Source organism: Nesterenkonia suensis (genome assembly GCF_054782935.1).
The window spans coordinates 90,273-114,602 of sequence record NZ_BAAGRN010000001.1 but is presented as its reverse complement, the minus strand read 5'-3'; the positions used below and the strand labels follow the sequence as shown (position 1 = coordinate 114,602).

23 protein-coding genes are annotated in these 24,330 nt (G+C 68.9%); 8 read left to right on the top strand and 15 right to left on the bottom strand.

The window, feature by feature from the left end; translation table 11 throughout:
* The first annotated feature begins 116 nt into the window (after positions 1 to 116).
* From ACYVKI_RS00470 to ACYVKI_RS00455, 4 genes are all read left to right on the top strand, one after another.
* Complete coding sequence (locus tag ACYVKI_RS00470; RefSeq protein WP_460688386.1) at positions 117 to 1,427, top strand: sensor histidine kinase; 1,311 nt, start codon at positions 117 to 119, stop codon at positions 1,425 to 1,427.
* Positions 1,424 to 2,086, top strand: a complete 663-nt coding sequence (locus tag ACYVKI_RS00465; protein WP_460688385.1) for a response regulator transcription factor — start codon at positions 1,424 to 1,426, stop codon at positions 2,084 to 2,086. The genes ACYVKI_RS00470 and ACYVKI_RS00465 overlap by 4 nt, the downstream gene beginning before the upstream one ends.
* A gap of 213 nt (positions 2,087 to 2,299) precedes the next feature.
* The gene (locus ACYVKI_RS00460) at positions 2,300 to 3,010 is read left to right on the top strand and encodes a GntR family transcriptional regulator (protein ID WP_460688384.1); all 711 of its coding nucleotides are present in this window, start codon (positions 2,300 to 2,302) and stop codon (positions 3,008 to 3,010) included.
* Between the two features lie 271 nt (positions 3,011 to 3,281).
* Positions 3,282 to 4,031, top strand: coding sequence for a TetR/AcrR family transcriptional regulator (locus ACYVKI_RS00455; protein WP_460688383.1), 750 nt, complete (start codon positions 3,282 to 3,284; stop codon positions 4,029 to 4,031).
* Between the two features lie 23 nt (positions 4,032 to 4,054).
* Here the strand turns inward: ACYVKI_RS00455 and ACYVKI_RS00450 are convergent, their stop codons facing one another.
* Positions 4,055 to 4,576 carry a ferritin gene (locus tag ACYVKI_RS00450; RefSeq protein WP_460688382.1) on the bottom strand — a complete coding sequence of 174 codons (522 nt, stop codon included), beginning with the start codon at positions 4,574 to 4,576 and terminating at the stop codon, positions 4,055 to 4,057.
* 224 nt (positions 4,577 to 4,800) lie between these two features.
* On the opposite strand from ACYVKI_RS00450, the gene ACYVKI_RS00445 reads away from it, so the two are divergent.
* On the top strand, positions 4,801 to 5,805 hold the full coding sequence (locus ACYVKI_RS00445; protein WP_460688381.1) for an aldo/keto reductase family protein: 1,005 nt from the start codon (positions 4,801 to 4,803) through the stop codon (positions 5,803 to 5,805).
* 307 nt (positions 5,806 to 6,112) lie between these two features.
* Entirely contained in the window at positions 6,113 to 7,366 is a 1,254-nt protein-coding gene (locus ACYVKI_RS00440; protein WP_460688380.1) for a hypothetical protein, read from the top strand.
* A gap of 53 nt (positions 7,367 to 7,419) precedes the next feature.
* On the opposite strand, the gene ACYVKI_RS00435 is transcribed toward ACYVKI_RS00440, so the two are convergent.
* The 4 genes from ACYVKI_RS00435 to ACYVKI_RS00420 form a co-directional block, all read right to left on the bottom strand.
* Entirely contained in the window at positions 7,420 to 7,875 is a 456-nt protein-coding gene (locus ACYVKI_RS00435) for a DoxX family protein (protein ID WP_460688379.1), read from the bottom strand.
* Positions 7,876 to 7,913: 38 nt separating this feature from the next.
* Positions 7,914 to 8,468 carry an acyl-CoA thioesterase gene (locus ACYVKI_RS00430; protein WP_460688378.1) on the bottom strand — a complete coding sequence of 185 codons (555 nt, stop codon included), beginning with the start codon at positions 8,466 to 8,468 and terminating at the stop codon, positions 7,914 to 7,916.
* Positions 8,469 to 8,504: 36 nt separating this feature from the next.
* Positions 8,505 to 9,386, bottom strand: coding sequence for a winged helix-turn-helix transcriptional regulator (locus tag ACYVKI_RS00425; RefSeq protein ID WP_460688377.1), 882 nt, complete (start codon positions 9,384 to 9,386; stop codon positions 8,505 to 8,507).
* A gap of 247 nt (positions 9,387 to 9,633) precedes the next feature.
* A complete protein-coding gene (locus ACYVKI_RS00420; RefSeq protein WP_460688376.1) occupies positions 9,634 to 10,146 on the bottom strand; it encodes a DUF456 domain-containing protein in 513 nt (170 codons plus the stop codon).
* 310 nt (positions 10,147 to 10,456) lie between these two features.
* On the opposite strand from ACYVKI_RS00420, the gene ald reads away from it, so the two are divergent.
* Positions 10,457 to 11,572 carry an alanine dehydrogenase gene (gene ald / locus ACYVKI_RS00415; RefSeq protein WP_460688375.1) on the top strand — a complete coding sequence of 372 codons (1,116 nt, stop codon included), beginning with the start codon at positions 10,457 to 10,459 and terminating at the stop codon, positions 11,570 to 11,572.
* A gap of 93 nt (positions 11,573 to 11,665) precedes the next feature.
* On the opposite strand, the gene ACYVKI_RS00410 is transcribed toward ald, so the two are convergent.
* The 6 genes from ACYVKI_RS00410 to ACYVKI_RS00385 all read right to left on the bottom strand — a co-directional run bounded on the left by ACYVKI_RS00410 (position 11,666) and on the right by ACYVKI_RS00385 (position 17,918).
* Positions 11,666 to 12,841 (bottom strand): acyl-CoA dehydrogenase family protein, encoded by a 1,176-nt coding sequence (locus tag ACYVKI_RS00410; protein ID WP_460688374.1) that lies wholly within the window; start codon positions 12,839 to 12,841, stop codon positions 11,666 to 11,668.
* A gap of 222 nt (positions 12,842 to 13,063) precedes the next feature.
* Positions 13,064 to 13,573, bottom strand: coding sequence for a hypothetical protein (locus ACYVKI_RS00405; RefSeq protein WP_460688373.1), 510 nt, complete (start codon positions 13,571 to 13,573; stop codon positions 13,064 to 13,066).
* 159 nt (positions 13,574 to 13,732) lie between these two features.
* On the bottom strand, positions 13,733 to 14,515 hold the full coding sequence (locus ACYVKI_RS00400; RefSeq protein WP_460688372.1) for an enoyl-CoA hydratase: 783 nt from the start codon (positions 14,513 to 14,515) through the stop codon (positions 13,733 to 13,735).
* On the bottom strand, positions 14,508 to 15,617 hold the full coding sequence (locus ACYVKI_RS00395) for a 3-hydroxyisobutyryl-CoA hydrolase (RefSeq protein ID WP_460688371.1): 1,110 nt from the start codon (positions 15,615 to 15,617) through the stop codon (positions 14,508 to 14,510). The genes ACYVKI_RS00400 and ACYVKI_RS00395 overlap by 8 nt, the downstream gene beginning before the upstream one ends.
* Before the next feature lie 186 nt (positions 15,618 to 15,803).
* Positions 15,804 to 17,069 carry a multidrug effflux MFS transporter gene (locus ACYVKI_RS00390; protein ID WP_460688370.1) on the bottom strand — a complete coding sequence of 422 codons (1,266 nt, stop codon included), beginning with the start codon at positions 17,067 to 17,069 and terminating at the stop codon, positions 15,804 to 15,806.
* Positions 17,070 to 17,072: 3 nt separating this feature from the next.
* On the bottom strand, positions 17,073 to 17,918 hold the full coding sequence (locus ACYVKI_RS00385) for an HpcH/HpaI aldolase/citrate lyase family protein (RefSeq protein WP_460688369.1): 846 nt from the start codon (positions 17,916 to 17,918) through the stop codon (positions 17,073 to 17,075).
* 498 nt (positions 17,919 to 18,416) lie between these two features.
* Here ACYVKI_RS00385 and ACYVKI_RS00380 point away from each other — a divergent pair, with 498 nt between their 5' ends.
* On the top strand, positions 18,417 to 19,100 hold the full coding sequence (locus ACYVKI_RS00380) for a hypothetical protein (protein WP_460688368.1): 684 nt from the start codon (positions 18,417 to 18,419) through the stop codon (positions 19,098 to 19,100).
* Between the two features lie 81 nt (positions 19,101 to 19,181).
* On the opposite strand, the gene ACYVKI_RS00375 is transcribed toward ACYVKI_RS00380, so the two are convergent.
* The 4 genes from ACYVKI_RS00375 to ACYVKI_RS00360 all read right to left on the bottom strand — a co-directional run bounded on the left by ACYVKI_RS00375 (position 19,182) and on the right by ACYVKI_RS00360 (position 24,301).
* A complete protein-coding gene (locus ACYVKI_RS00375; protein WP_460688367.1) occupies positions 19,182 to 20,753 on the bottom strand; it encodes a dihydrolipoamide acetyltransferase family protein in 1,572 nt (523 codons plus the stop codon).
* A 33-nt stretch (positions 20,754 to 20,786) separates the two neighbouring features.
* Entirely contained in the window at positions 20,787 to 21,761 is a 975-nt protein-coding gene (locus ACYVKI_RS00370; RefSeq protein WP_460689368.1) for an alpha-ketoacid dehydrogenase subunit beta, read from the bottom strand.
* Positions 21,762 to 21,970: 209 nt separating this feature from the next.
* A complete protein-coding gene (locus ACYVKI_RS00365) occupies positions 21,971 to 23,134 on the bottom strand; it encodes a thiamine pyrophosphate-dependent enzyme (RefSeq protein WP_460688366.1) in 1,164 nt (387 codons plus the stop codon).
* Positions 23,135 to 23,155: 21 nt separating this feature from the next.
* Positions 23,156 to 24,301: a histidinol-phosphate transaminase gene (locus ACYVKI_RS00360; RefSeq protein ID WP_460688365.1), complete on the bottom strand. Its 1,146-nt coding sequence runs from the start codon at positions 24,299 to 24,301 to the stop codon at positions 23,156 to 23,158.
* Positions 24,302 to 24,330 lie beyond the last annotated feature (29 nt).

Genomic DNA, 24,330 nt, shown 5'->3' with positions numbered 1-24,330 from the left:
GGAGCTCTCGCCGGCCCCACATCCGCGCGGAGTCGCCGCCAGAGTCGCCTCGCGGCGCATGGTCCTGTCGCCAGGAGGCGACTGCCGGGGGCCGGAGCGTTTCCTACACTGGGCCCATGCCCGCCCCCGAGCCCGCCGCCTCCTCCGCCTCCGACCCGTCCGACCCGTCCACGAAGGTCCAACGCTGGCTGGTGGACGCGGTGCTCGGAGTGGCAGTCTTCGGCGCGATCGCGGGGACGATCACCGCCGACGTCGCCGGCGAGCGCGCCCCCGACTCGCTGGCTTATCTCTGGGCGTTCGGACTGGGTGCGCTCATGCTGGTCCGTCGCCGCTTCCCGTTGGGGGTGCTGGGGCTGACGTTCGTGGCGTTCTGGGCCTACTACATGATCGGCTACCCGGCGATCGGGCTGAGCGTACCGACTGCCGGTGCGCTGTACTCCGCCGCGGAGTTCCGCCGCGCGGGCTGGGCTGTCTCGGCCGCAGCGATGCTGCTGGGCGGCAGCTATTTCTACCGGCTGGTGATCGCCGGGCAGGACCCCAGCCGTGTGGTCGGCTATGAGCTCGCCGGGCATGTGGCACTGATGACCGCTGCCATCGCCCTGGGGGTGAGCATGCGTCTGCGCCGCGAGCTGCGGGAGAGCAGCCAGCAGCTGTTGGAAGTCACCGCGGCTCGCGAACGCAGTCAGTCCGCTGCGGCCCTCGCCGCCGAACGGGCAGACATCGCCCGTGAGCTGCACGACTCCTTGGGGCATCGGACCACGCTCATCTCGCTGCACGCCGACGTCGCCCGCGAGGCTCTGCCCCACGACCCTCAGGCCGCCGAAGACGCCCTGGACGTGGTCAGGAGCACCAGCGGGGAGATGATGGAGGAGATGCGGCGGACCGTGCGGATGCTGCGCCGCCACCAGGACCCTCGGGGTCCGCTCTCCCTGGACGCACTGCCGGAGCAGGTCTTCTCCCCGCTGCCGCTGACGGTGCATGCCCAGATCCAGACGCAGGACGACGACGGCCGCCCCGTCCCCGCTCACGTGCAGGCGGCGGTCTACCGGATCGTCCAGGAGGCGCTGACCAATGTGGTTCGGCACTCGTGCGCCGAGACCGCCGACGTGGCGGTGGTGCTCGAGGAGGGACGCCTGCAGGTCACCGTGTGGGATCCCGGGCCAGCGCGCCCGCCCGAGGAGGCGGCCGGGCCGGGACACTCCGAGCTGGGACACTCCGGGTCGGAACGCGCCGGGCTGGGACACTCCGGGCTGGGACTCCATGGGATGCGCGAACGAGCTGCGGCGCTGGGCGGCAGGCTGAGCGCCGCGCCCCAGGGCGGCGGATTCCTGGTCCAGGCGATGCTGCCGGCCGGCCCCGCCCCGCACACATCCGACGCCCCGCACGCATCCGACGATGCCCCGACAGCCGAACGGGAGAGCCGATGATCAGTGTGCTCCTCGTCGACGACCAGGATCTGGTGCGCACGGGCCTGCGCGCCCTGCTGACCCACGATCCCGAGATCGAGGTCGTCGCGGAGTCCCGGACCGGCCAGGACGCGCTGCGCGCCGTGCGGGCCCACCGTCCCGACGTCGTACTCATGGACATCCGCATGCCCGTCATGGACGGCATCGAGGCCACCCGGCAGATCTGCGCGGACCCTGAGCTCGGGGACAGCCGCGTCCTGATCCTGACGACCTTCGACGACGACCAGGACATCGTCGACGCGATACGCGCGGGGGCCGCCGGGTACCTGCTCAAGGACATCCCCGCGGCAGAGCTCCGCGCCGCCGTGCGGACGGCCGCAGACGGCGGAAACCTCCTCTCCCCGGCGATCGCACGCAAGGTCATGGAGCATATGGCCTCCACCCCCTCACCGCAGGACGGGACCGCGGTGGACCTCTCCGCGCTGACTGACCGCGAGGTCGAGGTGCTCACCCGAGTGGGCCATGGAGAGACGAACGCGGAGATCGGGGCCGCCCTGTTCCTCAGCCCCGCCACGGCACGGACGTATGTGAGCCGCATCCTGTCCAAGCTGCAGGCTCGCGACCGTACGGAGCTGGCCATCATCGCGCACCGTGCAGGACTGCCCCGCGCAGAGATATGACGTCTGGGCACGTCACGTCCGGGCACGTCACACCTTGACACGCCACACCTGGGGCCGCACCCCACAGACCAGGGCACGCCCCTGCCAGAACCGTTGTATGATTATTGTCAACAATCCACGGATTCTGTGATCCTGGTCTCACCTTGACCCGAAGTCTCTGCCTCGCCGCCCTCTGCTCAGCCTGACGCGCCGCCCGACCCGCTGGAGTCCCTGATGCCGCCGACCGCCGCTCGCACCCCCCGCAGCTTCACCCGGGTGAACCGGGAGTCGACGGCATCGCTGATCACCCGGCAGCTGCGTGAGGGCATCATGTACGGACACCTCCCCTCGGGCACCCAGCTCTCCGAAGCCAAGCTCTCTGCAGAGTTCGGCGTCAGCCGAGGGCCGCTGCGCGAGGCGATGCAGCGCCTGGTGCAGGAGGGCCTGGTGCGCAGCGAGCCGAACCGTGGACTCTTCGTCAAGGAGCTCGACGACGAGGAGATCCGAGACCTCTACGTGGCCCGCAGCGCAGTGGAGTCGGCCGCGGCGCTGATGATCATCCGTGAAGAGCCGCCAGGGGCCGTGGAGCAGCTGCGCAGCACCTGCGAGGCGATGCGACGGGCGGTCGCCGCCGGTGACCTCGCCGCGCTCTCGGACGCAGACTTCGACTTCCACGAGGCGCTGGTCACCGCGTCCGGCAGCCCCCGGCTGCGTCGCATGCACGAGACCCTCATGGTGGAGACCCGGATGTGCCTCACCGCCCTGCAGGGCACCTATGTCGACCCTGACGACCAGGTGGAGGAACACCAGCGGATCGCCGACGCCGTCGCCGCCGGCCAGGAGACCACCGTGCTCAGCGAGATCGACGACCACATGCACCAGGCGCTGGAGCGGCTCCTCCAACACGGTGACGCCGCGTCCGGCGACCCTGCGGCAGAGGCGTGAACGGAGGCCGGAGCCTCGAGACTCCGGCCGCAGTGGGCCATTGGCCAGAGGATGGTCTCGGCGGCGCAGGTTCTTGAACTGAGCACCAGGCGGGTGAACTCCTGGAGCACGATGGTCCAGCAGCCGCGGGCCACCCAGAGCAGACCATGTACAGTATCGCGCAGCACCGCGAGATCGACTCCACCGAGGGCCAGCTTGGCCCTGGATCCCCTCGAGCGACCTCGGCCTCCACCGCGCGCAGCGCTCAGGGACGGATAGGCTGGGGTCCACCATGAGTGACCAGAACCCCGTGCAGAGGAGCCTGCAGCTGCTGTGGGACGGCCTTCCGGAGCCGACGAAGGGACCCCGGCCGACACTGACTCTGGAGCAGATCGTCCAGGCTGCCGTCGAGCTGGCGGACACCGACGGCCTCGAGGCCCTGTCCATGCGCCAGCTCGCCCAGAGGCTGGGGGTCGGCACCATGTCGCTCTACCGCTATGTCCCGTCCAAGACCGAGCTGCTGAACCTCATGCTGGACGCAGTCAGCGGACCGGATGAGGCTCGGAAGGCCGCTCTGCAGTCCGGGTGGCGTCCCTGCCTCGAGGCCGCCGGCTGGGGAGGACGCAGACTGTACCTGGATCACCCGTGGCTGCTGCAGGTGAACTGGACCCGCCCGGTACTGGGACCGAACAGTCTGGCTGACATGGAGCTGCTGATGTCCGGGCTGAAGGATCTCCCGGTGACGGATCAGGAGAAGATGAGCATCGTCACCGCACTGGGCGCCTATACCGTCGGGACCGTCCGCCAGGAGATCCTGTGGCAGAACGCCCCCGCGGAGACCGGCATGACCGACGAGGAGTTCTGGAGCGACCAGATTCCTGCCCTGGAGCGGGCCATGGCCTCGGGCCGCTACCCCGCCATGGCAGCCCTCGCCGAGGACACCTTCAGCGGCAGCTGGGAGGACAGCTTCGCCCTCGGCCTCGAGATCTTCCTCGACGGCCTCGAGCAGATGCTCCGCCGGCGGCCCTCGCCTCAGGGCTGAGTCGCCGGCGGATCAGCGCCGACCTACTCCGCGCCAGACTCGGTGCCGTTGGACTGCCGCGCGCCGAGCTGCTCATCCAGCTTGAGCAGACCGGGGCCGTCGTCACCGATGAGCCGGATCTTGCCGATGAGCTCGGAGACCGCGGCCTCCTCCTCGAGCTGCTCGTCGATGAACCAGCTGAGCAGCGGCAGGGCGTCGATGTCCCCCTCCTGCTGAGCCAGCCGGTACAGATTGCGGATCGACTCCGAGACCTTCTCCTCATGGGCGAGCGAAGCTTCGAAGGCCTCGAGCACCGTCTCCGCCGTCACCGCGACGGCGGGGACCGCCCGGAGGCGCGGATGGGCGTCACGGTCTGTCATGTGATCGATGAACTTGTTCGCATGCACGACCTCCTCATCGGCCTGCGCGCGGAACCAGGTCGCCATGCCGGGAAGGTCAAGCATGTCCATCTCGATTCCCAGCTGGCGATAGACCAGCGAGGCCTCCAGCTCCAGGGTGACCTGCTCGTTGAAGGCCTCTTCCAGCTTCCCAGTGAGCTTTGCCATTGCGAGAACACTCTCCTTGCCTCGGGTCAGGGGTGGGCGCCGCCGTCCGGCAGCATCCCCGTGAGGCCACTGTAATCAGCAACGGGGCGGCTTTCCACGCAGGCGAGGCAGGCCTCACCAGGGAGGATTCCGCCAATGCGCGCATCACACGATGCGTGAGGGGACTCCTGCCGCAGCCCCCGGCACTCTGTTCACGGCGGCCCGAGGTGGATAGTGTGAACGGCATGGAGTTCAGGTATCTCGGCCACAGCGGCCTCAAGATCTCGTCAGTCACGTACGGCAACTGGATCACGCACGGCTCACAGGTGGAGAACGACACCGCCACCGCGTGCGTCCACGCAGCCCTCGACGCCGGCATCACCACCTTCGACACTGCGGACGTCTATGCGAACACCGTGGCCGAACAGGTCCTCGGCGATGCGCTGGCCGGGCAGCGCCGCGAGTCCCTGGAGATCTTCACCAAGGTCTACTTCCCCACCGGACCGAAGGGCCACAATGACACCGGACTCTCTCGCAAACACATCATGGAGTCCATCGACGGATCACTGCGCCGGCTCGGCACCGACTATGTGGATCTCTACCAGGCCCACCGGTACGACGTCGAGACTCCCCTGGAGGAGACGATGCAGGCCTTCGCCGACATCGTCCGTCAGGGCAAGGCCCTCTACATCGGCGTCAGCGAGTGGAATGCCGAACAGCTGCGCGCCGGCCACGCCCTGGCCAAGGACCTCGGAATCCACCTGATCTCGAACCAGCCGCAGTACAACATGCTCTGGCGGGTGATCGAACCCGAGGTCATCCCTGCCTCGGAGGAGCTCGGCATCTCGCAGATCGTCTGGTCCCCGATCGCGCAGGGCGTTCTCACCGGCAAGTACGAGCCGGGCCGACCCCTGCCCGAGGGCTCCCGTGCCACTGACCAACAGGGCGGCGCACAGTTCATCCAGCGCTATCTCGATGAGGACATCCTCCATGCCGTCCAGAAGCTGAAGCCGATCGCGGAGGAGCTGGGGCTCACGTTGGCCCAGCTCTCGATCGCCTGGGTGCTGCAGAACCCGAATGTGGCCACAGCCCTGGTCGGCGCCTCCCGCCCGGAGCAGATCGCCTCCAATGTGACGGCCGCCGGGGTGGCTCTGGACGAGTCCACCATGGAGGCCATCGACTCGGTCATCGGCCACCTGGCCCAGGACGACCCCTCCCTGACGACGTCCCCCGAGTCCCGCATCGTCTGACCCGCGCCCACCCGCACTGGGCGCCTCCCCGACACTGATCGACCGTCCGTCCGACCTCACAACAGGCCACGGGCCATGTGACCTTGGACTCGATGAATGATCCGCCGCGGACCACCTGCCGCCGCAACGAGGTGCTGCTGTGACGGCGCCGGATGCGGGCCCAGCGCCGTCACAGCCATCGCCCCAGCCACGTACGCAGCCACGTGCGCAGCCACCGCGCAGTGACCAAATCGTTATGAAACTGTGCTGATCATGCGTACACTGTGGATTTCGACAACTTCTTTCCCGGGGTGAAAGGTGGTCCCGCGTGACCCACGCATCCGATGCCAGGCGTCACCCGCGCCTGACCGCCGCGCTGTGCGGAACCGCCATGGCCGGCGGACTCCTGTTCTACGGAACCGCCCCCGCAGTGGCGGCCGCACAGGACGACGAGACGGAGACCGCCCCCGATGCCACGACAGTCGTCTCCAGCTCGCAGGACGAGACCCCTGAGGATGAGCAGGACAGCACCGAGGCCGACAGCACCGACGAGACCGACACTACGGACGCTGACGGCGACACTGACGGCGACACTGACGGCGAGGACGACTCTGGTGAGGACGAGTCCGGTGACGACCTGACTGGCGAGCAGGAGGAGCAGCCCAGCCGCGAGGAGGCCGGCTCGGACGAGGAGCCGGAGGACGAGGAGACCGAGGACGAGGAGACCGAGGACGAGGAGACCGACGGGCCCGGCGAGGACGAAGAGACTGACGACTCTGCGGAGTTCAGCGCCACCTGCAGTTCGACCATGGGCGACGTGGGTGAGGTGCTGTCCTTCGACATCAGCGCCAGCGAAGCTGACACACAGATCGTGGAGACCGGGCCCGGGATCAGCGGCGCGGAGATCTGGCACGAGGGCATGACGGTGCACTACCGGCTCGACGGAGAGATCGCGCACAAGGTCGAGGACCCGTTCACGGTCACCGTCCAGTCTGCCGACGGAGAGAAGGACACCTGTTCCTCCCTCGCGTACGTCTTCCCCTCCCCCTCACATGAGACCGACGACGACGGCGAAGGCAGCGAGGGCGACGAGGGCAGCGAGGGCGCCGACGCCGTGACTCCGGAGCCAACCCCCTCACAGACCCGCACCGAAGCGCCCTCCGTTCCGGGCGCTCCGCATACCCAGAACCCTGCCCCGACGCCTGACGGCGTCACGTCCCCGCCGGAGACATCCGGAAGCACCGAGACACCCGAGAGCACCGAGACACCCGAGAGCACCGAGACACCCGAGAGCACCGAGACGTCAGGAGGCGCCGAGGAGCACGATGAGTCGGGCGCCCGCACATCGCGGTCTCAGATCCCGCATGTCCCCGGCGCCCCCGGCCAGCCCCTCGAGGAGGACGATGAGTCCGCGGCCTCGCCGGACCAGGGCCCTGAGAACGGGGAGGACGCTGTCGACCGACTGGCCATGACCGGGATCGAGCCCCACACTGCAGCGGCAGGGCTGCTGGGCTCACTCGCCGTCGCGGCAGGATCCCTGGCCGTGTGGCGCGCCCGTCGGCAGGATGACACCCGCAGCTGAGCTCCCCGCACGGGCACCTGCTGTGAGGCACCACCAGCGTCCGTCGCGACGCGTCAGCGCCGTCGGATCGCCCGCCAGGCGGGGGCGTCGACACTGAAAGCCCCCGGGCCGGAGAACACCAGCGCCAACCCGAGCACGGCGTAGAGGATCATGAATTCCAGGGGATTGCCCAGCAGCAGGAGGAACGGCTCGTTCCATCCATGCACACTGACGAAGATCGCCCCCGCATCCAGCAGCAGGTAGGTTCCTGCCGCCGCGATCAGCGCCATCACCGCGGCGGCCAATCGGCTGAGCAGCCCGATGATCAGCAGGGACCCACCGATGATCTCGACGAACGGAAGCGCTGTCCCGATGTGCTCGGCGAAGGGGATCGCCAGGGACGCCACATAGTCGTTCGACCCCTGCAGGCCGAGCCAGGAGGCTTTGCGCAGGCCGGAGACCAGCAACAGGATCCCCGCTGCGAGCCGGAGCAGGAGAAGACCGAGATCGACGCTGAAGACATTCCGCATGACACCACTCTGACACCTGGTCAGCAGTGATGGGCGGTTCACCACACGTTGGGTGCGGGCTTCCTGGTCGAGGGCAGCGCCGCTGACTCCCGCCAGCGGCGCAGCTCGTCACTGACCGAGAAGTCATCCGGGACCGCGTGCCCCAGGTCTCTGATCATCTCCAGGATCTGCTCGTTGGTCACTGGCCCCTGGGTGGAGAGCAGCCGCGCGGCGATGTGCGCACGCACATAGATCTCCCCGTCCACCACGGCTCGCTGTTCGAAGTAGATGCTCTTCTCATCCAGGCCCAGGATCCGCGTATGGATTTCGAAGCGCGTCATGAAGGTCACGGACTTCCGGAAGGCGATCTGCTCGGACTGGACCACCGGAGACCATCCACGGCGCCGCATCTGGTCCCAGATCCCGGACCGCGCCATGAGGTCGAAGCGTCCGAGGTCGAAGAGGGAGAAGTACTGCCCATTGTTGATGTGCCTCGCGATGTCGATGTCGGTCGGCAGCGCCCGCAGGGTGATCGTCGAGGTCTCCCAGGGGGTCAGCGGCGCGCGACGACGGGCGCGCCACAAGGTCATCAGGGTGCGGAAGATCACATGCATGGCATCCAGTCTGCCACATTAGCTACCGTCGAGTAATCACGTCGCGACGTCGGTGCTCCGCCGGTCAGCCGACGACGCCGCCTCCTCCGGGGCACCGTCGTCGTCAGCCCCCTCCGCAGCGGGGGCGCCGGCTGACTCCGCGAGGGGTCCTCGCGAGACCGGTTCAGCCGGGCGCAGCACGTAGCCCGCCCCGCGGACGGTATGGATCATCCGGGGCATGTCCGCCTCGATCTTCTTCCTCACATAGGAGATGTAGAGCTCGACGATGTTCGCCTGCCCGGCGAACTCGTACTCCCACACCTGCTGGAGGATCTCAGTCTTGGGCAGCACGGTGCGCGCATGGCGCATGAGCAGGCGCAGGAGCCGGAACTCCGTCTCGGAGAGATCGATGTCCTTCTCCCCGCGTCGCACCGTGCGCGCAGCGGTGTCCATCTGGAGGTCCCCCACCACGAGCCGTTCCCCCTCCCGCCGCTCAGGCAGCCGCCCGGTGAGGAAGTGCAGACGCCGCAGAGACTCGTCCACGTCGATGGCGGCGACCATGTGATCGTCCACGGGCTCGCAGAGCGCCGCCACCTCGGCGAAATCCACCTCGGCGTCGAACCACACCAGCACCGCGGCATCTGCCATCAGCTGACGCAGCTGCGGCACCAGCTCCTCCACCCCTGGGACCACGCGGCTGGCCCGGGCATCGACCACCAGCAGCTGCGGCTGCTCCTCTGCGATGAGCGCCCGCGCGGAGTCACCGTTGGGGGCATGGAGCACCTTGACGTCCAGGGCACGGAGCCGCTGAGTCAGCTCGGAGACCGCCGGAGAAGGACCGGCCAGACACAGCACCGGCGAGGAGATGTGAAGCCCCGGTCCGCCGGCGTCGTCGAGTTGCTCGACTCCCCCGCGCTCTGCCTCCACAGCACCCTCCATCCGGCGATTGTCAGCATGACCACCCGGCGCCCCGCAGGCTCCGCCGGGTGCAGGCGACACTCAGCATCCGTCCAGAGTGCCAAGATAGCCCACTTCGCGGCCCCCTGACACCCCACGGCGGCCCCTCGGAGCCATCCTGACATGGCGCATCGCTCCTAGTGAGCGCTCCGCGCACCCGTCGAGTGCAGGACCCAGACCCGCGTGACCCCTCGCCGTCCCGACGGCACCAGCGCCCGTCACGGCACCCTCAGGACAGCAGGTGCACCAGTGCCCCGATCAGGAAGCTGGAGACGGCGAGCCCCGCCAGCCCGAACTCGACGAGGATCCCGAGGCCCATCGCCCGCAGAGCCTTCAGGCTGGCCTGAGCCGCCGCCTGCCAGTCCCGCTCACGCCGCAGATATTCTGCGCCGAACAGCCCGAGGGCGAAGCCGATGAACAGCCCCAGCGGCGGCAGCATCACCAGTCCGACCAGAGCGGCCAGCACGGCGATGAGGATCGGTCCGCGTGGAATCTGCTCCCGGTGCAGCGCCTGTCCGGTCAGCACCGTGGAGGCGGCCCACCCGACGGCGGCGAGCACCATTCCGAGGCCGGCGGCGACCCACACCGCGGTCCCGCCGATGAGCACCGCCCAGGTCAGCAGGGTGAGGATGATCAGCAGACTGCCGGGAAGCACGGGCAGCACGACTCCCGCCATGCCGACCAGCAGCAGAACAAGGGCCACCCCGGTGGTCACGCCTTCGGCGACGGGTCCATCAAGCATGGCTCCAGACTGCCACACCCTCAGGACGAGCGCGCCGACCGGCCGAGGCTGCGCTCCGCCCCCATGGCGGGGATCCGCCGCCCCGGCATGGCCACGCGACGCGCACTTGGCAGGATCTCACGCGGGGCCATAACCTTGTGAGGCCTGGATCACCACGTCCGGGCCGGCGAGCAGTCGATCGAGCAGCTGGGCAGGACCCGTGACGCCCCCGTCACCCGGTCATGCCAGACTGAGGCACACCCCCGCACGACCCGCCGTCCAGACCAGCAGCGACCGCAGACCCACCAGGTGCGCGGAGCAAGGAGACCAGATGATCATCGGAGTCCCGACAGAAGTCAAGAACAACGAGTTCCGGGTGGCGCTGACACCCGCCGGCGCCGTCGACCTCACCCAGCGCGGCCATACCGTGCTGATCCAGTCAGGCGCCGGAGAGGGCTCAGGATTCTCCGACGAGGATTACCGCAGCGTCGGGGCGGAGCTGGTCCCCGACGTCGACGATCTCTGGAACCGTGCGGAGCTGGTGCTGAAGGTCAAGGAGCCGCAGGCCGAAGAGTTCCCGCGGATGCACCAGGGGCAGGTGCTGTTCACCTACCTGCACCTGGCGGCCGAGCCCGAATGTGCGAAGGCGCTCCAGGAGCGAGGCGTGACCGCGATCGCCTATGAGACCGTCACCGGTCCCAAGGGACTGCCCCTGCTGGCCCCGATGAGCGAGGTCGCCGGGCGCCTGGCCCCGCAGGTCGGTGCATACCACCTGATGCACTCGCAGGGGGGATCCGGCCTGCTGATCGGCGGCGTTCCCGGAGCACGCCCGGCGAAGGTCGTCGTCATCGGCGGCGGCAAAGCCGGCGAACAGGCGGCGATCACCGCCCACGGCATGGGCGCCGACGTCACCGTGATCGACCTGAACCTGGAGCGGCTGCGCGAACTGTCGGCGATGTCGGCCCGAGGCCTGACCACACTGGCGTCGAACACGCTGACCATCGCCGAGGAGGTCGCCGCGGCGGACATGGTGATCGGTTCGGTGCTGATCCCCGGGGCCTCGGCGCCGAAGCTCGTCACCCGGGAGATGGCCTCCGCGATGCGGCCCGGATCGGTGCTGGTCGACATCGCAATCGACCAGGGAGGATGCTTCGAAGGATCGCAGCCGACCACCCACGCGAACCCGACCTTCACCATCGGGGAGCAGCTCTACTACTGCGTGGCGAACATGCCGGGTGCGGTGCCGCACACCTCCACCGCGGCGCTGACGAACGCCACTCTGCCCTACATCTTCAGGCTGGCGGACAAGGGCTGGAAGGCGGCCCTCTCCACAGACCCGCACCTGGCCGCCGGTCTGAACGTGCATGCAGGACGTCTCACCCACGCCCCGGTGGCCGAGGCCCTGGGAGAGGAGCCGCTGCCGCTGGAGGACGCCCTCGCCGGCTGACACCGCCCCGCCGCTCATCGGGCGGGGGATCCCCCGGGCGCCTACGGCGCCACCCGACGAGCCGGGGGATCCCCCGCCCGAGGCGTCTCACGATCAGACGAAGGCCGAGACCCCGGTGAGCGCCCGGCCGACGATCAGCGAATTGATGCCGTAGGACCCTTCATAGGTGTAAATGGCCTCCGCATCACCCATGAGCTTGGCGGCCTCATACTCGGAGGTCAGCCCGTTTCCTCCGAGCATCTCCCGCCCGAGCGCCGCCGAAGCCCTCGCCAGACGGGTGGTCGTCGCCTTCGCCGTGGCCGCCTGCACCATCTCCAGGCGCCCCTGGTGCTGCAGCTCCGTCATCTGCACCATGAGCGCCGTGCACACGGCCAGGTTCCCGGTGATCTCAGAGAGCCCCTGCTGGATGAGCTGGAACGAGGCCAGCGGTCTGCCGAACTGTTCGCGATCTGTGACGTAGTCGCGCACGACGTCGAGCACGGCGTGCTGGAGTCCGACCGCCTGCCAGCCGACCCAGGCTCGAGAGCTGCACAGCAGGACGTTGGTGTCGGAGAAGCTGCGGGCCCCCGGCAGCAGCGACTCCGCCGGCACCCGGACGTCCTCGAGGACGACATCCGCGTTGGGGATGCCCCGCAGGCCCATCTTGTGACGGATCATCTCCGCGTGGTAACCGGGCGTGTTCGTCTCCACGAGAAAGCACTTGATCTGCCCGTCCGCAACGTCCCGGGCCCAGACCAGGGCGATGTCGGCGACGGTCGCCATGCCGATCCACCGTTTGCTGCCGTTGAGCACCCAGGAGTCACCGTCACGCCGAGCCGTGGTGGCCAGACCGCCGGCGATGTCCGAGCCGTGGTCCGGCTCGGTGAGACAGAACGCCCCCAGCGCCTCGAAGCAGGTCAGCCGCGGCAGCCACCTCTGCTGCTGTTCGGCCGAGCCGAAGGTGTGGATCAGGCCCACGATCAGTTCATTGTGGATCCCCATCACGGCGGACAGGGAGACGTCGGCCCGGGCGACCGTGGCGTGGGTCAGCCCCGTGAAGAGCCGGGAGCTGCCGTCGGTCTCCAGGCCCGCAAGGCCCAGCTCCGCCATGGCGGGCAGCATCTCGGCGAAGAACCGCTCCTCGTTCCAGGCGTCGATGGAGGACCTGCGGAGGGTCGTCTGGGCGAAGGCCTCGATCTGTTCGAGGCGCGCCTGCTCCTGTGCAGACAGGTGGCGTCGGATCTCCAGGAGATCGCCGTCGGGGTACTGGGATGCAGCGGTCACCGTCACCAGCTCCTTCTCGTGCTCGCCGGCTCCTGCCGCCGACTGTGGTGAGCCGCCCGGGGGCCGGAATGGGGAGGTGCGCCCCTGGCAGGAGCGCACCTCAGTGTCGAGTCCCGGCGGGCGCTGGGTCTCAGCGTCCCTGGCGCGGGACCTTCAGTATATGGCCTCATCAGTGAGCTGCATCACACGCGCCGCGGCGAGCGTCGCAGACGCTCGGGTGGTGGCCAGTCAGGCCGTCGCGGAACGCCAGACGAGCCGCACCACAGTCACAGTCATCAGCGCCATCCCCGCCCAGAGCATCCAGAACGTCGGGTAGCCCAGCGCTCCGGCGATGCCCCAGATGATGAGCGCCGTGGCGAAGGTCAGCCAGATCAACGAGGTCTCCCCCCGCCGATAGAGCCGCTGGGCATTCTCACTGGTCAGCGCCTGGGGGAAGTTGAAGATCCGCGGGTGGCGGGAGAGGATCGCCAGGCCGAGCACACAGGTCGTCCAGGTGAGAAGCGTCGTCCAGAACAGCTCCCAAGGTGACCCCTCACGGTCCACCGTCCCGTCGACACCGAACTGCAGCGGCACCTGGTCCGTGCCGCTCGTCGCCTGCCAGGCGATCAGGGCAACCGGCAGCGCCCCCAACAGGACGCTCCCCCAGCGCAGCAGCCGCAGAGCTGCGCCGAGCTCATAATCGGGGGCCGGACGGTCCTTCAGACGTGAGTAGACCTCAGGCTGGTGGATGCCGGACATCGTGTCGCTCCTTCTGCTGACTGGATCTGACGCGCGTCAGTCCAGCGTATCGCCCCCGTCGAGATGCTTCCTTCCATTCCTCCACATCTCGGCAGCGTGGCTCGCCAGCGTGGCTCGGGGGCGGGTTCGAGCTCAGGCTCGGGGCACCCGACGGGCTGACTACTGGTGCGTCCAATTGGGCTTGCGCTTATTCGCGAAGGCCTCCATGCCCTCCGCCTGATCCTGCGTGGCGAACAACGAGTGGAAGATCCGGCGTTCGAACTGCAGCCCGCTGGCCAGCGGCATCTCAAAGGACGCCGTCACGGCCTCCTTGGCCATCTGCGCGGCAGGCTTCGACTTCGAGGCGATCAACTCCGCGACCGTCTTGGCCTCGGCATCGAGCTCGCCGTCGGGCACCACCCGGGAGACCAACCCGATCCGTTCGGCCTCTTCGGCATCGACTTGCCGACCGGTGAGCACCATGTCCATCGCCTTGGCCTTGCCCACCGAGCGGGTCAGCCGCTGCGAGCCGCCCATGCCGGGGATGACGCCCAGGTTGATCTCCGGCTGGCCGAACTTGGCGCTCGTGCCGGCGATGATGATGTCCGCCATCATCGCCAGTTCGCAGCCGCCCCCGAGTGCGTAACCGGACACGGCGGCCACCACCGGGGTGCGCAGCCGAGTCAGCTCCTCCCAGCGGCGGAACCAATCGGCGGCGTACATGTCCGTGAACGACTGCTCGGACATCTCCTTGATGTCAGCGCCGGCGGCGAAGGCCTTCTGCGAGCCGGAGAGCAGGATCGCCCCGATGCCGGGGTCCGCATCGAAGGCGACGGCGGCGGCGACCACCTCCTCCATCGTCTCGGCGTTGAGCGCGTTCAGCGCCGCCGGTCGGTTCAGCTGAATCTTCCCCACCCGCTTGGCGGAGGAGACTTTGATGGTGGTGTACGTCGAATCAGTCATGGGGCAGCTCCAAGATCTTGTGGGGCACCGGGGTGAAGAAATGATCGAGCAGGTCGTCGTCGACGTCGGCAAGCCGCGCCGGGTTCCAGGACGGACTGCGGTCCTTGTCCACCAGCTGGGCCCGGATGCCCTCGCGGAAGTCGTGGGAGCGCAGCATATGCATCCCCACCGTGTACTCCTGGATCAGTGCCCCGGGCAGCGAGAGCTCCGCCGCAGTGGTGATCGCCCGATGAGCCACCCGGACGGACAGCGGGGACCGGGCTCGCAGCTCGGCCGCCGCCTCAGCGGCCTCGGGCACCTCACCGGCGACGCCGTCCAGTCGGGCAAGGATGATGTCGACGTCGTGACCGGAGTAGACGTGATTGATCCATTCGGCCGCGCCCAGGGCGGAGTCCCCCGGCTCGACGGCGAACTCGGGCAGCACCTCTTCCACCGGGCGCGTGGTCAGCTCCGCGATCAGCGACTCGATCGAGCTCGACTCGATGCGGGTGTCCGCCAAGCCCGCGTAGATCGCATCGGCGGCGTCCAGGTGTGCGCCGAGCATGCCGGCATGCAGCCCGACCTTCCGCGGCGCGCGGCCCAGCAGGTAAGTCCCCCCGACGTCCGGGCAGAAGCCGATGGTGGTCTCCGGCATGCCGGCTCGGGTGCGTTCGGTGACGATTCGGTGCGAGCCGTGGGCGGAGATGCCGAGGCCTCCGCCGAGCACCAGTCCGTCCATCAGCGCGATGTAGGGCTTGGGGTACTGCGCGATCAACAGATTCATGCGGTACTCCACCGCCCAGAAGTCCTCCGTGGCGAAGTGTGCCTGGTAGGCGGGAGTCCCTTCAGGCAGCAGCGGCCCACCGTCGTGACCCTGATGCTCGACCATGTCACGGTAGACGCCGACGACGTCACCGCCGGCACAGAGCCCCCGCTCCCCCGCGCCGCGGACCAAGACCTGGGCGACGTCGTCGTCGGCCGCCCACTCCTCCAGCTGGATGTGCACAGACTCGCACATCAGCTGGGTCAGCGCGTTCATCGCCTTGGGCCGGTTCAGCGTGATGATGCCGAGCTGACCTCGGACCTCGAATGCGACGTCGCCGGTGAATGTCTCCCTGCCCATCACGCCTCCTTGCCGGTCCGTGGAACCGCCCGTCGGTGAGACCTGCGGATCACAAGCCGTGACCCTGGTCTCATCACAATGTACCGGCAGGGTGAAGCGCGTTCAACGCGGAGACAGGAGCTCCCCGATCGGGCTGATCAGGACGTTCCAGCACCGAGCGGCGGCAAGCTCATCACGCGGGCGAGGTCACGGCACGGTCGACACTGCGCCCGACGTCCCAGCCTCGATCCCGGTGGGCCGGACCACCAGCAGCGCGACGAGCATGGCAGCGGCCATCCCTGCGGCGATCACGATCGCCATCGACGTCTCCCCGGTGCCCAGCACCCCGACCAGCGGAGCGGCCGCGGCGGCGACTCCGAACTGGACCGCACCCAGCAGCGCGGCCGCTGTCCCGGCCGTCTCACCGTGCCGGGACAGCGCGAGAGCGGGAGCATTGGGCAGCGCCAGCCCGCACGCGGCCAGCACCAGCCACAGCGGGACCAGCAGGCCACCCAGTCCCCCGAGCCCGGTCACGGCGACGAACAGCAGGGCCAGTCCGCTGAGAGTCCCGCCGACCAGGGCGCCGGTCATGATCTGTGCAGGGCTGAATCGGCGCAGCAGCCGCACGTTGCACTGGGTGGCGATGATCAGCCCGACAGCGCCGAGCCCGAAGACCACACCGTACTGCTGCTCATCGAGCCCGTAGACCTGCTGGAAGACGAAGGAGGATCCGGAGACGTAGGCGAACAGCGAGGCCATCGCCAAGCCGGCCACCAGGATGAGTCCCACATAGGGCCGGTCCCGGAGGAGTCGACGGCAGTCCCGCAGCGTGCCCAGCGGCCCGCCACGGCGCCGCCGCTGCTCCGGCAGCGTCTCGGGCAGCAGCACGGCGGCGATCACCAGGATCGCCACGCCGAACACCGCCAGCATCACGAACACCCCGCGCCAGGAGACCAGCGCCAGCATCAGACCACCCAGCGTGGGGGCCAGCACCGGCGCCGCACCCATGACCAGCATGAGCCGGGAGAGCAGCTTCGCCGCCGCCATCCCGACGAACAGGTCGCGGACCACCGCCATCGCCACCACGGCGGCAGCAGCCGCTCCCAGGCCCTGCAGCACCCGCATACCCCCGAGAATGGCCAGGTCGGGGGCCAGCACGCAGCCGACCGAGGCCAGGACGTGGACCCCGACCCCGACGAGAAGCGGGCGGCGGCGCCCCACGGCATCGGAGAGCGGACCGATCAGCAGCTGCCCGACAGCCAGGCCCGCCAGAGTTCCGGTCAGGGTGAGCTGCACGGCCGCCTCGGTGGTCATCAGGTCATCCCTGATGGCGGGGAATGCCGGCAGGTACATGTCCACTGTGAGCGGACCCAGGGCGATGAGGACTCCCAGCACGAGGATCAGCCGTATCCGCTGGCCAGTGGTGAACCGGTCACCGGCGGTCAGGGCGCTCTGCGGCGACGTCTCCTGCACAGCTCAGGCATTCCAGAGGCCGTAGGAGTCGGCCAACGAGGCGATCTTCTGGGCCCGGGCCAGGCGCGGCAGGTAGGAGCCGTCACCGATGGAGGCGCCGCTCTCGTGCGCGGCGATCAGTTCGCGCGCCCAGTTCAGCTCGTCCTCCGAGGGGCTGAGCCCCTTGTTGACGGCATCGACCTGCCCCCGGTTCAGCGAGAGCTTGCCGGTCATGCCCATCGAGGCGGTGACCTCACACGCCGCGGCCACGGCGGCGTCGTCCGCATCCGGAGGTGTGGGACCGTCGATCGCACCGGGCAGGCCGCCCACGCGAGAGGCGATCACCAGCCGGGAGCGCGCGTACGCCAAGGCCATCGGATCAGCCGAGACCCCCACATCCTTGCGGAAATCATTGGTGCCGAAGGCCAGGCGGAACGTGCCGGGGGCGGAGGCGACCTGCGTGGCGTTCTCCACCCCGAGCGCGGACTCCACCAGGGCGATCACCGGTGTGCCGGCCCGCAGCCGCATGGCCGTGTACGTGACCTGCTCGGGCCGCTCGGTCTCGGCCAGCATCACCCCGCGCAGCCCGTCCGCTTTGGAGAGTGCGGCGACGTCGTCCTCCCAGTGGGGCGACGTCGTCGGGCTGATGCGCACCCAGGCGGTCATGCCGCCGTTGAGCGCCTCCAGGACCGCGGCTCGGGCGGCGTCCTTGCCGTCGTCCGGGACCGAGGCCTCGAGGTCGAAGATCACCGAGTCCGCCTCGCTGGCGAGGCCGGGAGCGAAGTCCTCCTGCTTGGCCGCGTTGATCAACAGCCAGGAGCGGGAGAGCTTGGCTGGCAGAGCGGCGGCGCGTCGGTTGCGAATCGGCATGGGCCCAGCCTATCGCCCCTGCCCGCCGTCAGCAGGCTGATTCCCCGGCCGACCGCATGCTGAGAAGCCGCCCGACGAGGCCCTCCATCGGGTCCGGGGAGGTTCGACGAGGATTGACAGAGCCTCCAGCCCGGACCATCATAGAGGTGGGCTGACCTTCAATTTTGAAGTGTCGAGGAGACATCCCCTCGTCTCCGCCCGACAGAAGCCGGCGCCCGAGCCTCCGTTCCCTCGGACGCCGTGTTCTGCCCCCGCGAGGAGGCCTGCTGACCGCGCGCCCATCGTCCCACCCCCATGTGATGGCCCGGTCCCTCCTCGCCGAGCGGGCGGGAGGCATCCCCCGTTCTGGCCTCCCGCCCGCCACCTCCTCCCCGCTTCCGCCGCCGGCTCCGGCTGGCTGCTCCTGCTGGCTGCTCCTGCTACGTCGACACCCGCAGGGAGACAGAGCAGGCCCGCAGGAATTCGCCGAAGCGGCCGACGCCTCGTATTCTGACTCCTATGCACTTGCGCCGCTCCTTCCGCCTGAGCGTCGTCGCCGCGGCGGCGACGCTCCTCCTGGCGGGCTGCGGCGACGACGGCACGGAGAACGAATCTGATCCGACGACGGACGACGAACAGGCCCTCCCGGCGCCCCAGCACGAGCAGGACGACAGCATCCGTCTGCCCCTCGGCTTCATCAGCCCAGAGGGCCACAGCGGCGACGCACCCATCAACGACGAGGGGCAGGTGACGATCCGCGAGGAGGTCGGCACCGTCCAGCGGACCGAGATCGCGCGCACCGACGCCTTCGGCTGCAACGACACCGTCTCCGTGGTCGCCAGTGTCCCGACGGTCACGGACGACCCGACCCTGGCCGCTGTCGAGTTCCTCGTGCAGGATCAGCACTACTACCACGGGGATCCGGCCTTCCGGAACCCCCTGGCGATCTCTGATGACCTCGACGTCGACACGGTCGGCATCGTGGACGACGTCGTCACCGTGGAGCTCAGCGGTCAGCCGAATGTGCGCAGCACCTGTGAGGCCTGGCAGATCCACACCCAGCTCGACGCAACGGCTCGAGCCGCGTCCGGCGCCTCTCGGGCGGAGATCCTCCTGGACGGTGAACCGTTGGCCGCCAGCCTCGGCATCGACCCCGGGGAGACCTCGGTGCCCCTGCAGCGCATCTCGGAGATCATCCGCTGACCTTCAGCCCGAGCCTGACCTCCCGTCGGGCCCGGTCACGGCCGATTCCCCCAGGCGGACCGGGCCCTGACCCCGGGGGCCTCAGTCCAGCAGCAGGCCGGGCTGCTCCAGGACCGCTCCGACGTCGCTGATGAAGCGCCCGGCATGCTCACCATCGATGAGGCGATGGTCGAAGGAACCACCGATGGTCATCACATCGCGGGGCACGATCTGCTCATCGACCACCCAGGGCTTGCGCCGGACTGCGCCCAGAGCGACGATCGCCGCCTGGCCCGGCGGAAGGATCGGAGTGCCGCCGTCGAGACCCAGGGGCCCGATGTTGGTGATGGACACAGTGCCGCCGGTCATGTCCGCCGGGGAGGTCTTCCCGTCCCGGGCATCCACCGTCAGCTGCGTGATCGCCGCGGCGAGACCCTTGGTGCTGTAGGTCTGCGCATCCCGGATGACCGGCACCATCAGGCCGCGCGGAGTCGCCGCCGCGATACCCAGGTTCACGTAGTTCTTCACCGTGTAGTGGGTGTCATGCCAGGTGGCGTTCACCTGAGGGTTGCGTCGGGCGGCCCAGATGATCGCCTTGGCCGCGAACAGCAACGGTGAGACGCTCAGGCCCGCGTAGGAGGGGTCCTCCTTCAGCACCGTGCGCAGCTCCATCGTGCGGGTGACGTCGATCTCCTTGAACACGGAGACGTGGGGGATCTGCGAGGCCGAGGCGCTCACGTTCAGCGCCGTGGCCTTCCGCACCCCACGGACCTGCACCTCCTCCTCCCGCGGACCTTCACGCAGCAGCCCGGTGAACGGAGGCTCGGCCGGGACGGCCGGGACCGGGGCCTCCTCGCCGTTCTTCTGGCGGGCCCGCCTCTCGACGTCGTCGCGGGTGATCTTGCCGTTGCCTCCCGAACCGACCAGCTCCCAGACGGCGACGCCCAGGCGCTTGGCCAGCGCGCGCACCGGCGGACTGGCCTTGGCCACCAGATCTCCGAAGTCCGGGGCGCCGGAGGTCGGCGCCGGCGCGGCAGCACCGTCAGGCAGGCCCAGCTCCGAGACGTCGACCAGGTCCGGCGCGGTGTGCCGGGTCCGCGGACGGCGTCGTGGCGCATCGGCCTTCGGCCCGGAGCCGACCAGCGCATCGTCACCACCGGCCTTCGGCTCCGCCGCGGAGCTCTGCGAGGAGGACTTCCCCGAGGACTTCCCCGAGGACTTCGCCGGGGACTTCGCAGTGCCGCCTGCAGCGGCGGCCTCGCTGGCGCTCGGGGACGCACCGACGGCGTCGGTGCCCGTGGCGTCGGTGCCCGTGGCGCCCGTGCCGGTGGTGTCGGTGCCAGTGGTGTCGGTGCCAGTGGTGTCGGCGGAGCCTTCACTGCCTGGCACCGCATCGGCCGCAGAGTCCGTGCTCACCGGGTCTCCGCTCTCGGAGCCTGCTGCCCTGATGCGGATCAGGGGGGCACCGACCTCGATGGTCTCGCCCTCGTCGACGACGAGCTCCTGCACCTGACCGGCATAGGGGATGGGAAGCTCCACCAGAGACTTCGCCGTCTCGATCTCCACGACGATGTCGTTGACCTCGACGGTGTCCCCGACCGCCACACGCCAGGAGACGATCTCAGCCTCGGTGAGTCCCTCGCCGACGTCAGGCAGGTTGAAGGTGTCGACCATGCTCAGTCTCTCCTCGAATCTCAGGGGCCGGACTCAACGGCGGGGGTAGCTGAAGCTGCGGTCCACAGCCTCCAGCATGCGGTCGATGTCCGGCAGGTACCGGTGCTCCTGCTGCGAGGGCGGATACGGCATATGGAATCCGCCCACCCGGAGGACCGGGGAGGCCAGCCGATGGAAGGCCCGTTCGGAGACCCGGGCAGCGATCTCTCCGCCGAACCCGCCGAAGGTGGGGGCTTCGTGTGCGACGATGAGGCGCTGGGTCTTCGCCGCAGACCGGGCGATGGTCTCGTCGTCGAGCGGACTGATCGACCGGATGTCGACGACCTCGATGCTGCGGCCGTCCTGTGCCGCGGCCTGCGCGGCAGCCAGCGCCACCGGCACCAGCGGGCCGTAGCAGGCGATCGTCGCATCGGTGCCTTCCCGCACCACCTGGGCGGTGAAGGCATCCTGGGCGGGGGTGGAGAAGTCCACCATGCCCTTGAGCCAGTAGCGACGCTTGGGCTCAAGGATGATCACCGGGTCATCGCATCGGATGGCCTGGCGGGTCATCCAGTAGGCGTCCTGCGGATTGGACGGGGCCACCAGTCGCAGCCCGGCTGTGTGTGCGAACAAGGCCTCCGGAGACTCTGAGTGGTGCTCGATGGACCCGATGGACCCCCCGTAGGGCAGCCTGATGGTCACCGGGGCCTTGACCTGGCCACGGGTCCTGCCATGGATCTTCGCCAGCTGAGTGGTGATCTGGTTGAACGCCGGGAACACGAAGCCGTCGAACTGGATCTCGGCCACCGGACGGTAGCCGCGCATGGCCATGCCGATGCAGCTTCCGACGATCCCCGACTCGGCCAACGGGGAATCCACGACCCGCTCCGGTCCGAACTGCTTCTGCAACCCGTCGGTGACACGGAACACTCCTCCGAGGGCGCCGATGTCCTCGCCGATGAGCAGGGTCTTCGGATCCTCGGTCAGCTCGTCACGCAGGGCGGCGGTGATCGCCTTCGCCAGCACCATCTCCTGGGGAGGCGCAGGCTGCTCCTCACCGACAGTGTCCTGACCCTGAGGCTGGGGCTCCTCCTGCACCTGTTCAGCGGAGGAGGCGGCCGCCTCCTGCGGCGCCGCGAGGTTCGCAGCCGCACGCCCGGCGCGGGCTCCCTGCCGGGCGCTGCGCGAGGAGTCCGGACGAGATTCCGACCGCCGGGCCTGTCCGTGGTTCATCAAGGTCATCGGGCACCACCCTCTCCGCTGGCCGCTGCACCGTCGTCGGCGAAGCCGGCCTCGTAGTCCTTCAACCACAGCTTGTCCGTCTCCACCTGACGGTGGGGTTCGGCGTAGACGACGTCCATCGCCTCCTCGAGCGAGACCGAGTCGTGCGCCTGTACAGCACGTCGCAGTTCGGCGGCCAGCTCGGCGGCCTCCTGGTCGACCTCCGCGAAGAACGTCTCGTCGGCGTGGTCCTCCGACTCCAGCCACCGACGGTAGCGGTCGATCGGGTCCTTGGCCTTCCAGGCCTCGACCTCCTCGGAGTTCCGATACTTCGTGGGGTCATCGGCTGTGGTGTGGGCGCCCATGCGGTAGGTGACCGATTCGATGAGCCGCGGGCGGCCCTGACGCACCTCACCAGCCATATGCGCGGCGACCGCGTAGCTGGCAAGCACATCATTGCCGTCCACCTGGACACCTTCGAAGCCGTATCCTCCGGCCCGCGCTGCCAGCGGCCCGCGGGACTGTGTCGAGGAGGGTACAGAGATGGCCCAGTGGTTGTTCTGCAGGAAGTAGAGCACCGGCAGATCGTAGGAGCCGGCGAAGACCATCGATTCATGGACATCCCCCTGGCTGCTGGCACCGTCGCCGAAGCAGGCCAGGACGAGCTCGTCCGAGCGGCGCCCCTGGTCCGACCCCCCGGCTGCACCGTCACGCTGGATGCCCATCGCCCAGCCGGCGGCATGCAGGGTCTGAGCTCCGAGCACCACCATGTAAGTGTTCATCGCGTACTCCGAGGGGTCCCATCCGCTGTGCGCGGTCGCCCGGAAGAGCGCGATGAGCTGGTCCGGGCGGACGCCGCGGTGCAGGGCCATCACGTGCTCCCGATAGGTCGGGAAGATCATGTCGGTGGGGCGCAGCGCCGAGACCGTTCCGGCCTGGGCGGCTTCCTGGCCGAGGGCCGGGACCCACAGAGCCAGCTGGCCCTGGCGCTGAAGCGCCGTCGCCTCAGCGTCCATGCGCCGTTCCCTGGCCATGAGTCGGTACAGATCGCGCAGTTCCTGCTCGCCGAGTCGGGAGATGTACGGGCTGTACACCTCATGCTCGGCGAGAGTTCCGTCGGGCGCGAGCAGCTGGATGGGCTGCACGGCGTGCTCCTCTCCGGTGGCGTCAGGGTAGGCCACCGTTCATTCTGTCAGCTGTCGTCAGCTCTTCTGTGTGTAGGTCCTACACAACTCGATGAGCCGATCATTGGCTTCGGTTTCGCCGATGCTGACTCGTACACCGTCGCCGTCGAAGGCCCGCACGGCAAGGGCACGGAGCCCGGCCTCGTGGGCGAAGTCACCTGCGTGGTCCCGCAACGGCAGCCATATGAAGTTGCCCTGCGCGTCCGGAACGTTCCACCCCGCGTCGAGCAGGGCGTTCCGAACTCTTTGTCGTTCCTGTACAAGATTCTGCACCCTGGAGGTCACCTCGTCCAGGACTTCCAGCGAGGCGATGGCTGCGACCTCGCCCAGAGTGGACACTCCGAAGGGAACAGCCACCTTGCGCAGGTGTTGGGTGACCTCCTGGGAGGCGATCGAGTACCCGACGCGCAGAGCGGCCAGTCCATGGGCCTTGGAGAAGGTCCGCAGCACCACCACGTGGGGGTGCTCGCGATAGAGGGCGAGGGTGTCGACCGGGTCGTCGATCCGCACGAACTCCTGATACGCCTCGTCGATGACGACGACGACGTCGCGCGGAACCTGGGCCAGGAAGTCCACGACCTCCCGGTGCCGCAACGCCGGACCGGTCGGATTGTTCGGAGTGCACAGCAGGATGACCCGGGTGCGGTCGGTGATGGCGGCCGCCATCGCCTCGAGGTCGTGTCGACCATCCTCGGTGACGGGCACGGGGACGTCCTTCGCCCCAGCGGTGCGCACCACGATCGGATAGGCCTCGAACGAACGCCAGGCGTAGAGCACCTCGTCGAACGTCCCGTCAGGACCGGTGCCGGCGAAGGCGTTGATGATCTGGGTCAGCGCACCCAGGCTCCCGGTCCCGGTGACGATGTCCTGCTCCGGGACTTCGAGAGTCTCGGCCAGGACTGTGCGCAGGGCTTCAGCCCCCGGGTTCGGGTACCGGTGGACGGTGTCCACCTCGGCGATGGCCCGTTCCACGGAGGGCACAGGGCCCAAGGGATTCTCGTTGGAGGAGAGCTTATAGGGGGTGAGGCCCTCGGCCGGGCGAGGGGGCTTGCCCGCCGCATAGTGCGGCAGCAGAGACAGCGCGGGCCGCGGCGTGACTGAATCCGCGACGCTGCGGGTCAGTCCTTCACCCCGTCGGGCGATGTCGTGGTCAGTGGTGCTCATAGATCGCGTGGTCCTCTCCAGGTTCTCTC

What these genes read in the sequence shown, in the direction of transcription:
- ald (WP_460688375.1), top strand. Translation starts at nt 10,457, where the DNA reads ATGATCATCGGAGTCCCGACAGAAGTCAAGAACAACGAGTTCCGGGTG.
- ACYVKI_RS00425 (WP_460688377.1), bottom strand. Translation starts at nt 9,386, where the DNA reads ATGGAGGGTGCTGTGGAGGCAGAGCGCGGGGGAGTCGAGCAACTCGAC.
- ACYVKI_RS00420 (WP_460688376.1), bottom strand. Translation starts at nt 10,146, where the DNA reads ATGCTTGATGGACCCGTCGCCGAAGGCGTGACCACCGGGGTGGCCCTT.
- ACYVKI_RS00360 (WP_460688365.1), bottom strand. Translation starts at nt 24,301, where the DNA reads ATGAGCACCACTGACCACGACATCGCCCGACGGGGTGAAGGACTGACC.
- ACYVKI_RS00435 (WP_460688379.1), bottom strand. Translation starts at nt 7,875, where the DNA reads ATGCGGAATGTCTTCAGCGTCGATCTCGGTCTTCTCCTGCTCCGGCTC.
- ACYVKI_RS00380 (WP_460688368.1), top strand. Translation starts at nt 18,417, where the DNA reads ATGCACTTGCGCCGCTCCTTCCGCCTGAGCGTCGTCGCCGCGGCGGCG.
- ACYVKI_RS00400 (WP_460688372.1), bottom strand. Translation starts at nt 14,515, where the DNA reads ATGACTGATTCGACGTACACCACCATCAAAGTCTCCTCCGCCAAGCGG.
- ACYVKI_RS00430 (WP_460688378.1), bottom strand. Translation starts at nt 8,468, where the DNA reads ATGCATGTGATCTTCCGCACCCTGATGACCTTGTGGCGCGCCCGTCGT.
- ACYVKI_RS00445 (WP_460688381.1), top strand. Translation starts at nt 4,801, where the DNA reads ATGGAGTTCAGGTATCTCGGCCACAGCGGCCTCAAGATCTCGTCAGTC.
- ACYVKI_RS00375 (WP_460688367.1), bottom strand. Translation starts at nt 20,753, where the DNA reads ATGGTCGACACCTTCAACCTGCCTGACGTCGGCGAGGGACTCACCGAG.
- ACYVKI_RS00370 (WP_460689368.1), bottom strand. Translation starts at nt 21,761, where the DNA reads ATGGTGCTGGCGAAGGCGATCACCGCCGCCCTGCGTGACGAGCTGACC.
- ACYVKI_RS00450 (WP_460688382.1), bottom strand. Translation starts at nt 4,576, where the DNA reads ATGGCAAAGCTCACTGGGAAGCTGGAAGAGGCCTTCAACGAGCAGGTC.
- ACYVKI_RS00405 (WP_460688373.1), bottom strand. Translation starts at nt 13,573, where the DNA reads ATGTCCGGCATCCACCAGCCTGAGGTCTACTCACGTCTGAAGGACCGT.
- ACYVKI_RS00385 (WP_460688369.1), bottom strand. Translation starts at nt 17,918, where the DNA reads ATGCCGATTCGCAACCGACGCGCCGCCGCTCTGCCAGCCAAGCTCTCC.
- ACYVKI_RS00395 (WP_460688371.1), bottom strand. Translation starts at nt 15,617, where the DNA reads ATGGGCAGGGAGACATTCACCGGCGACGTCGCATTCGAGGTCCGAGGT.
- ACYVKI_RS00460 (WP_460688384.1), top strand. Translation starts at nt 2,300, where the DNA reads ATGCCGCCGACCGCCGCTCGCACCCCCCGCAGCTTCACCCGGGTGAAC.
- ACYVKI_RS00455 (WP_460688383.1), top strand. Translation starts at nt 3,282, where the DNA reads ATGAGTGACCAGAACCCCGTGCAGAGGAGCCTGCAGCTGCTGTGGGAC.
- ACYVKI_RS00465 (WP_460688385.1), top strand. Translation starts at nt 1,424, where the DNA reads ATGATCAGTGTGCTCCTCGTCGACGACCAGGATCTGGTGCGCACGGGC.
- ACYVKI_RS00470 (WP_460688386.1), top strand. Translation starts at nt 117, where the DNA reads ATGCCCGCCCCCGAGCCCGCCGCCTCCTCCGCCTCCGACCCGTCCGAC.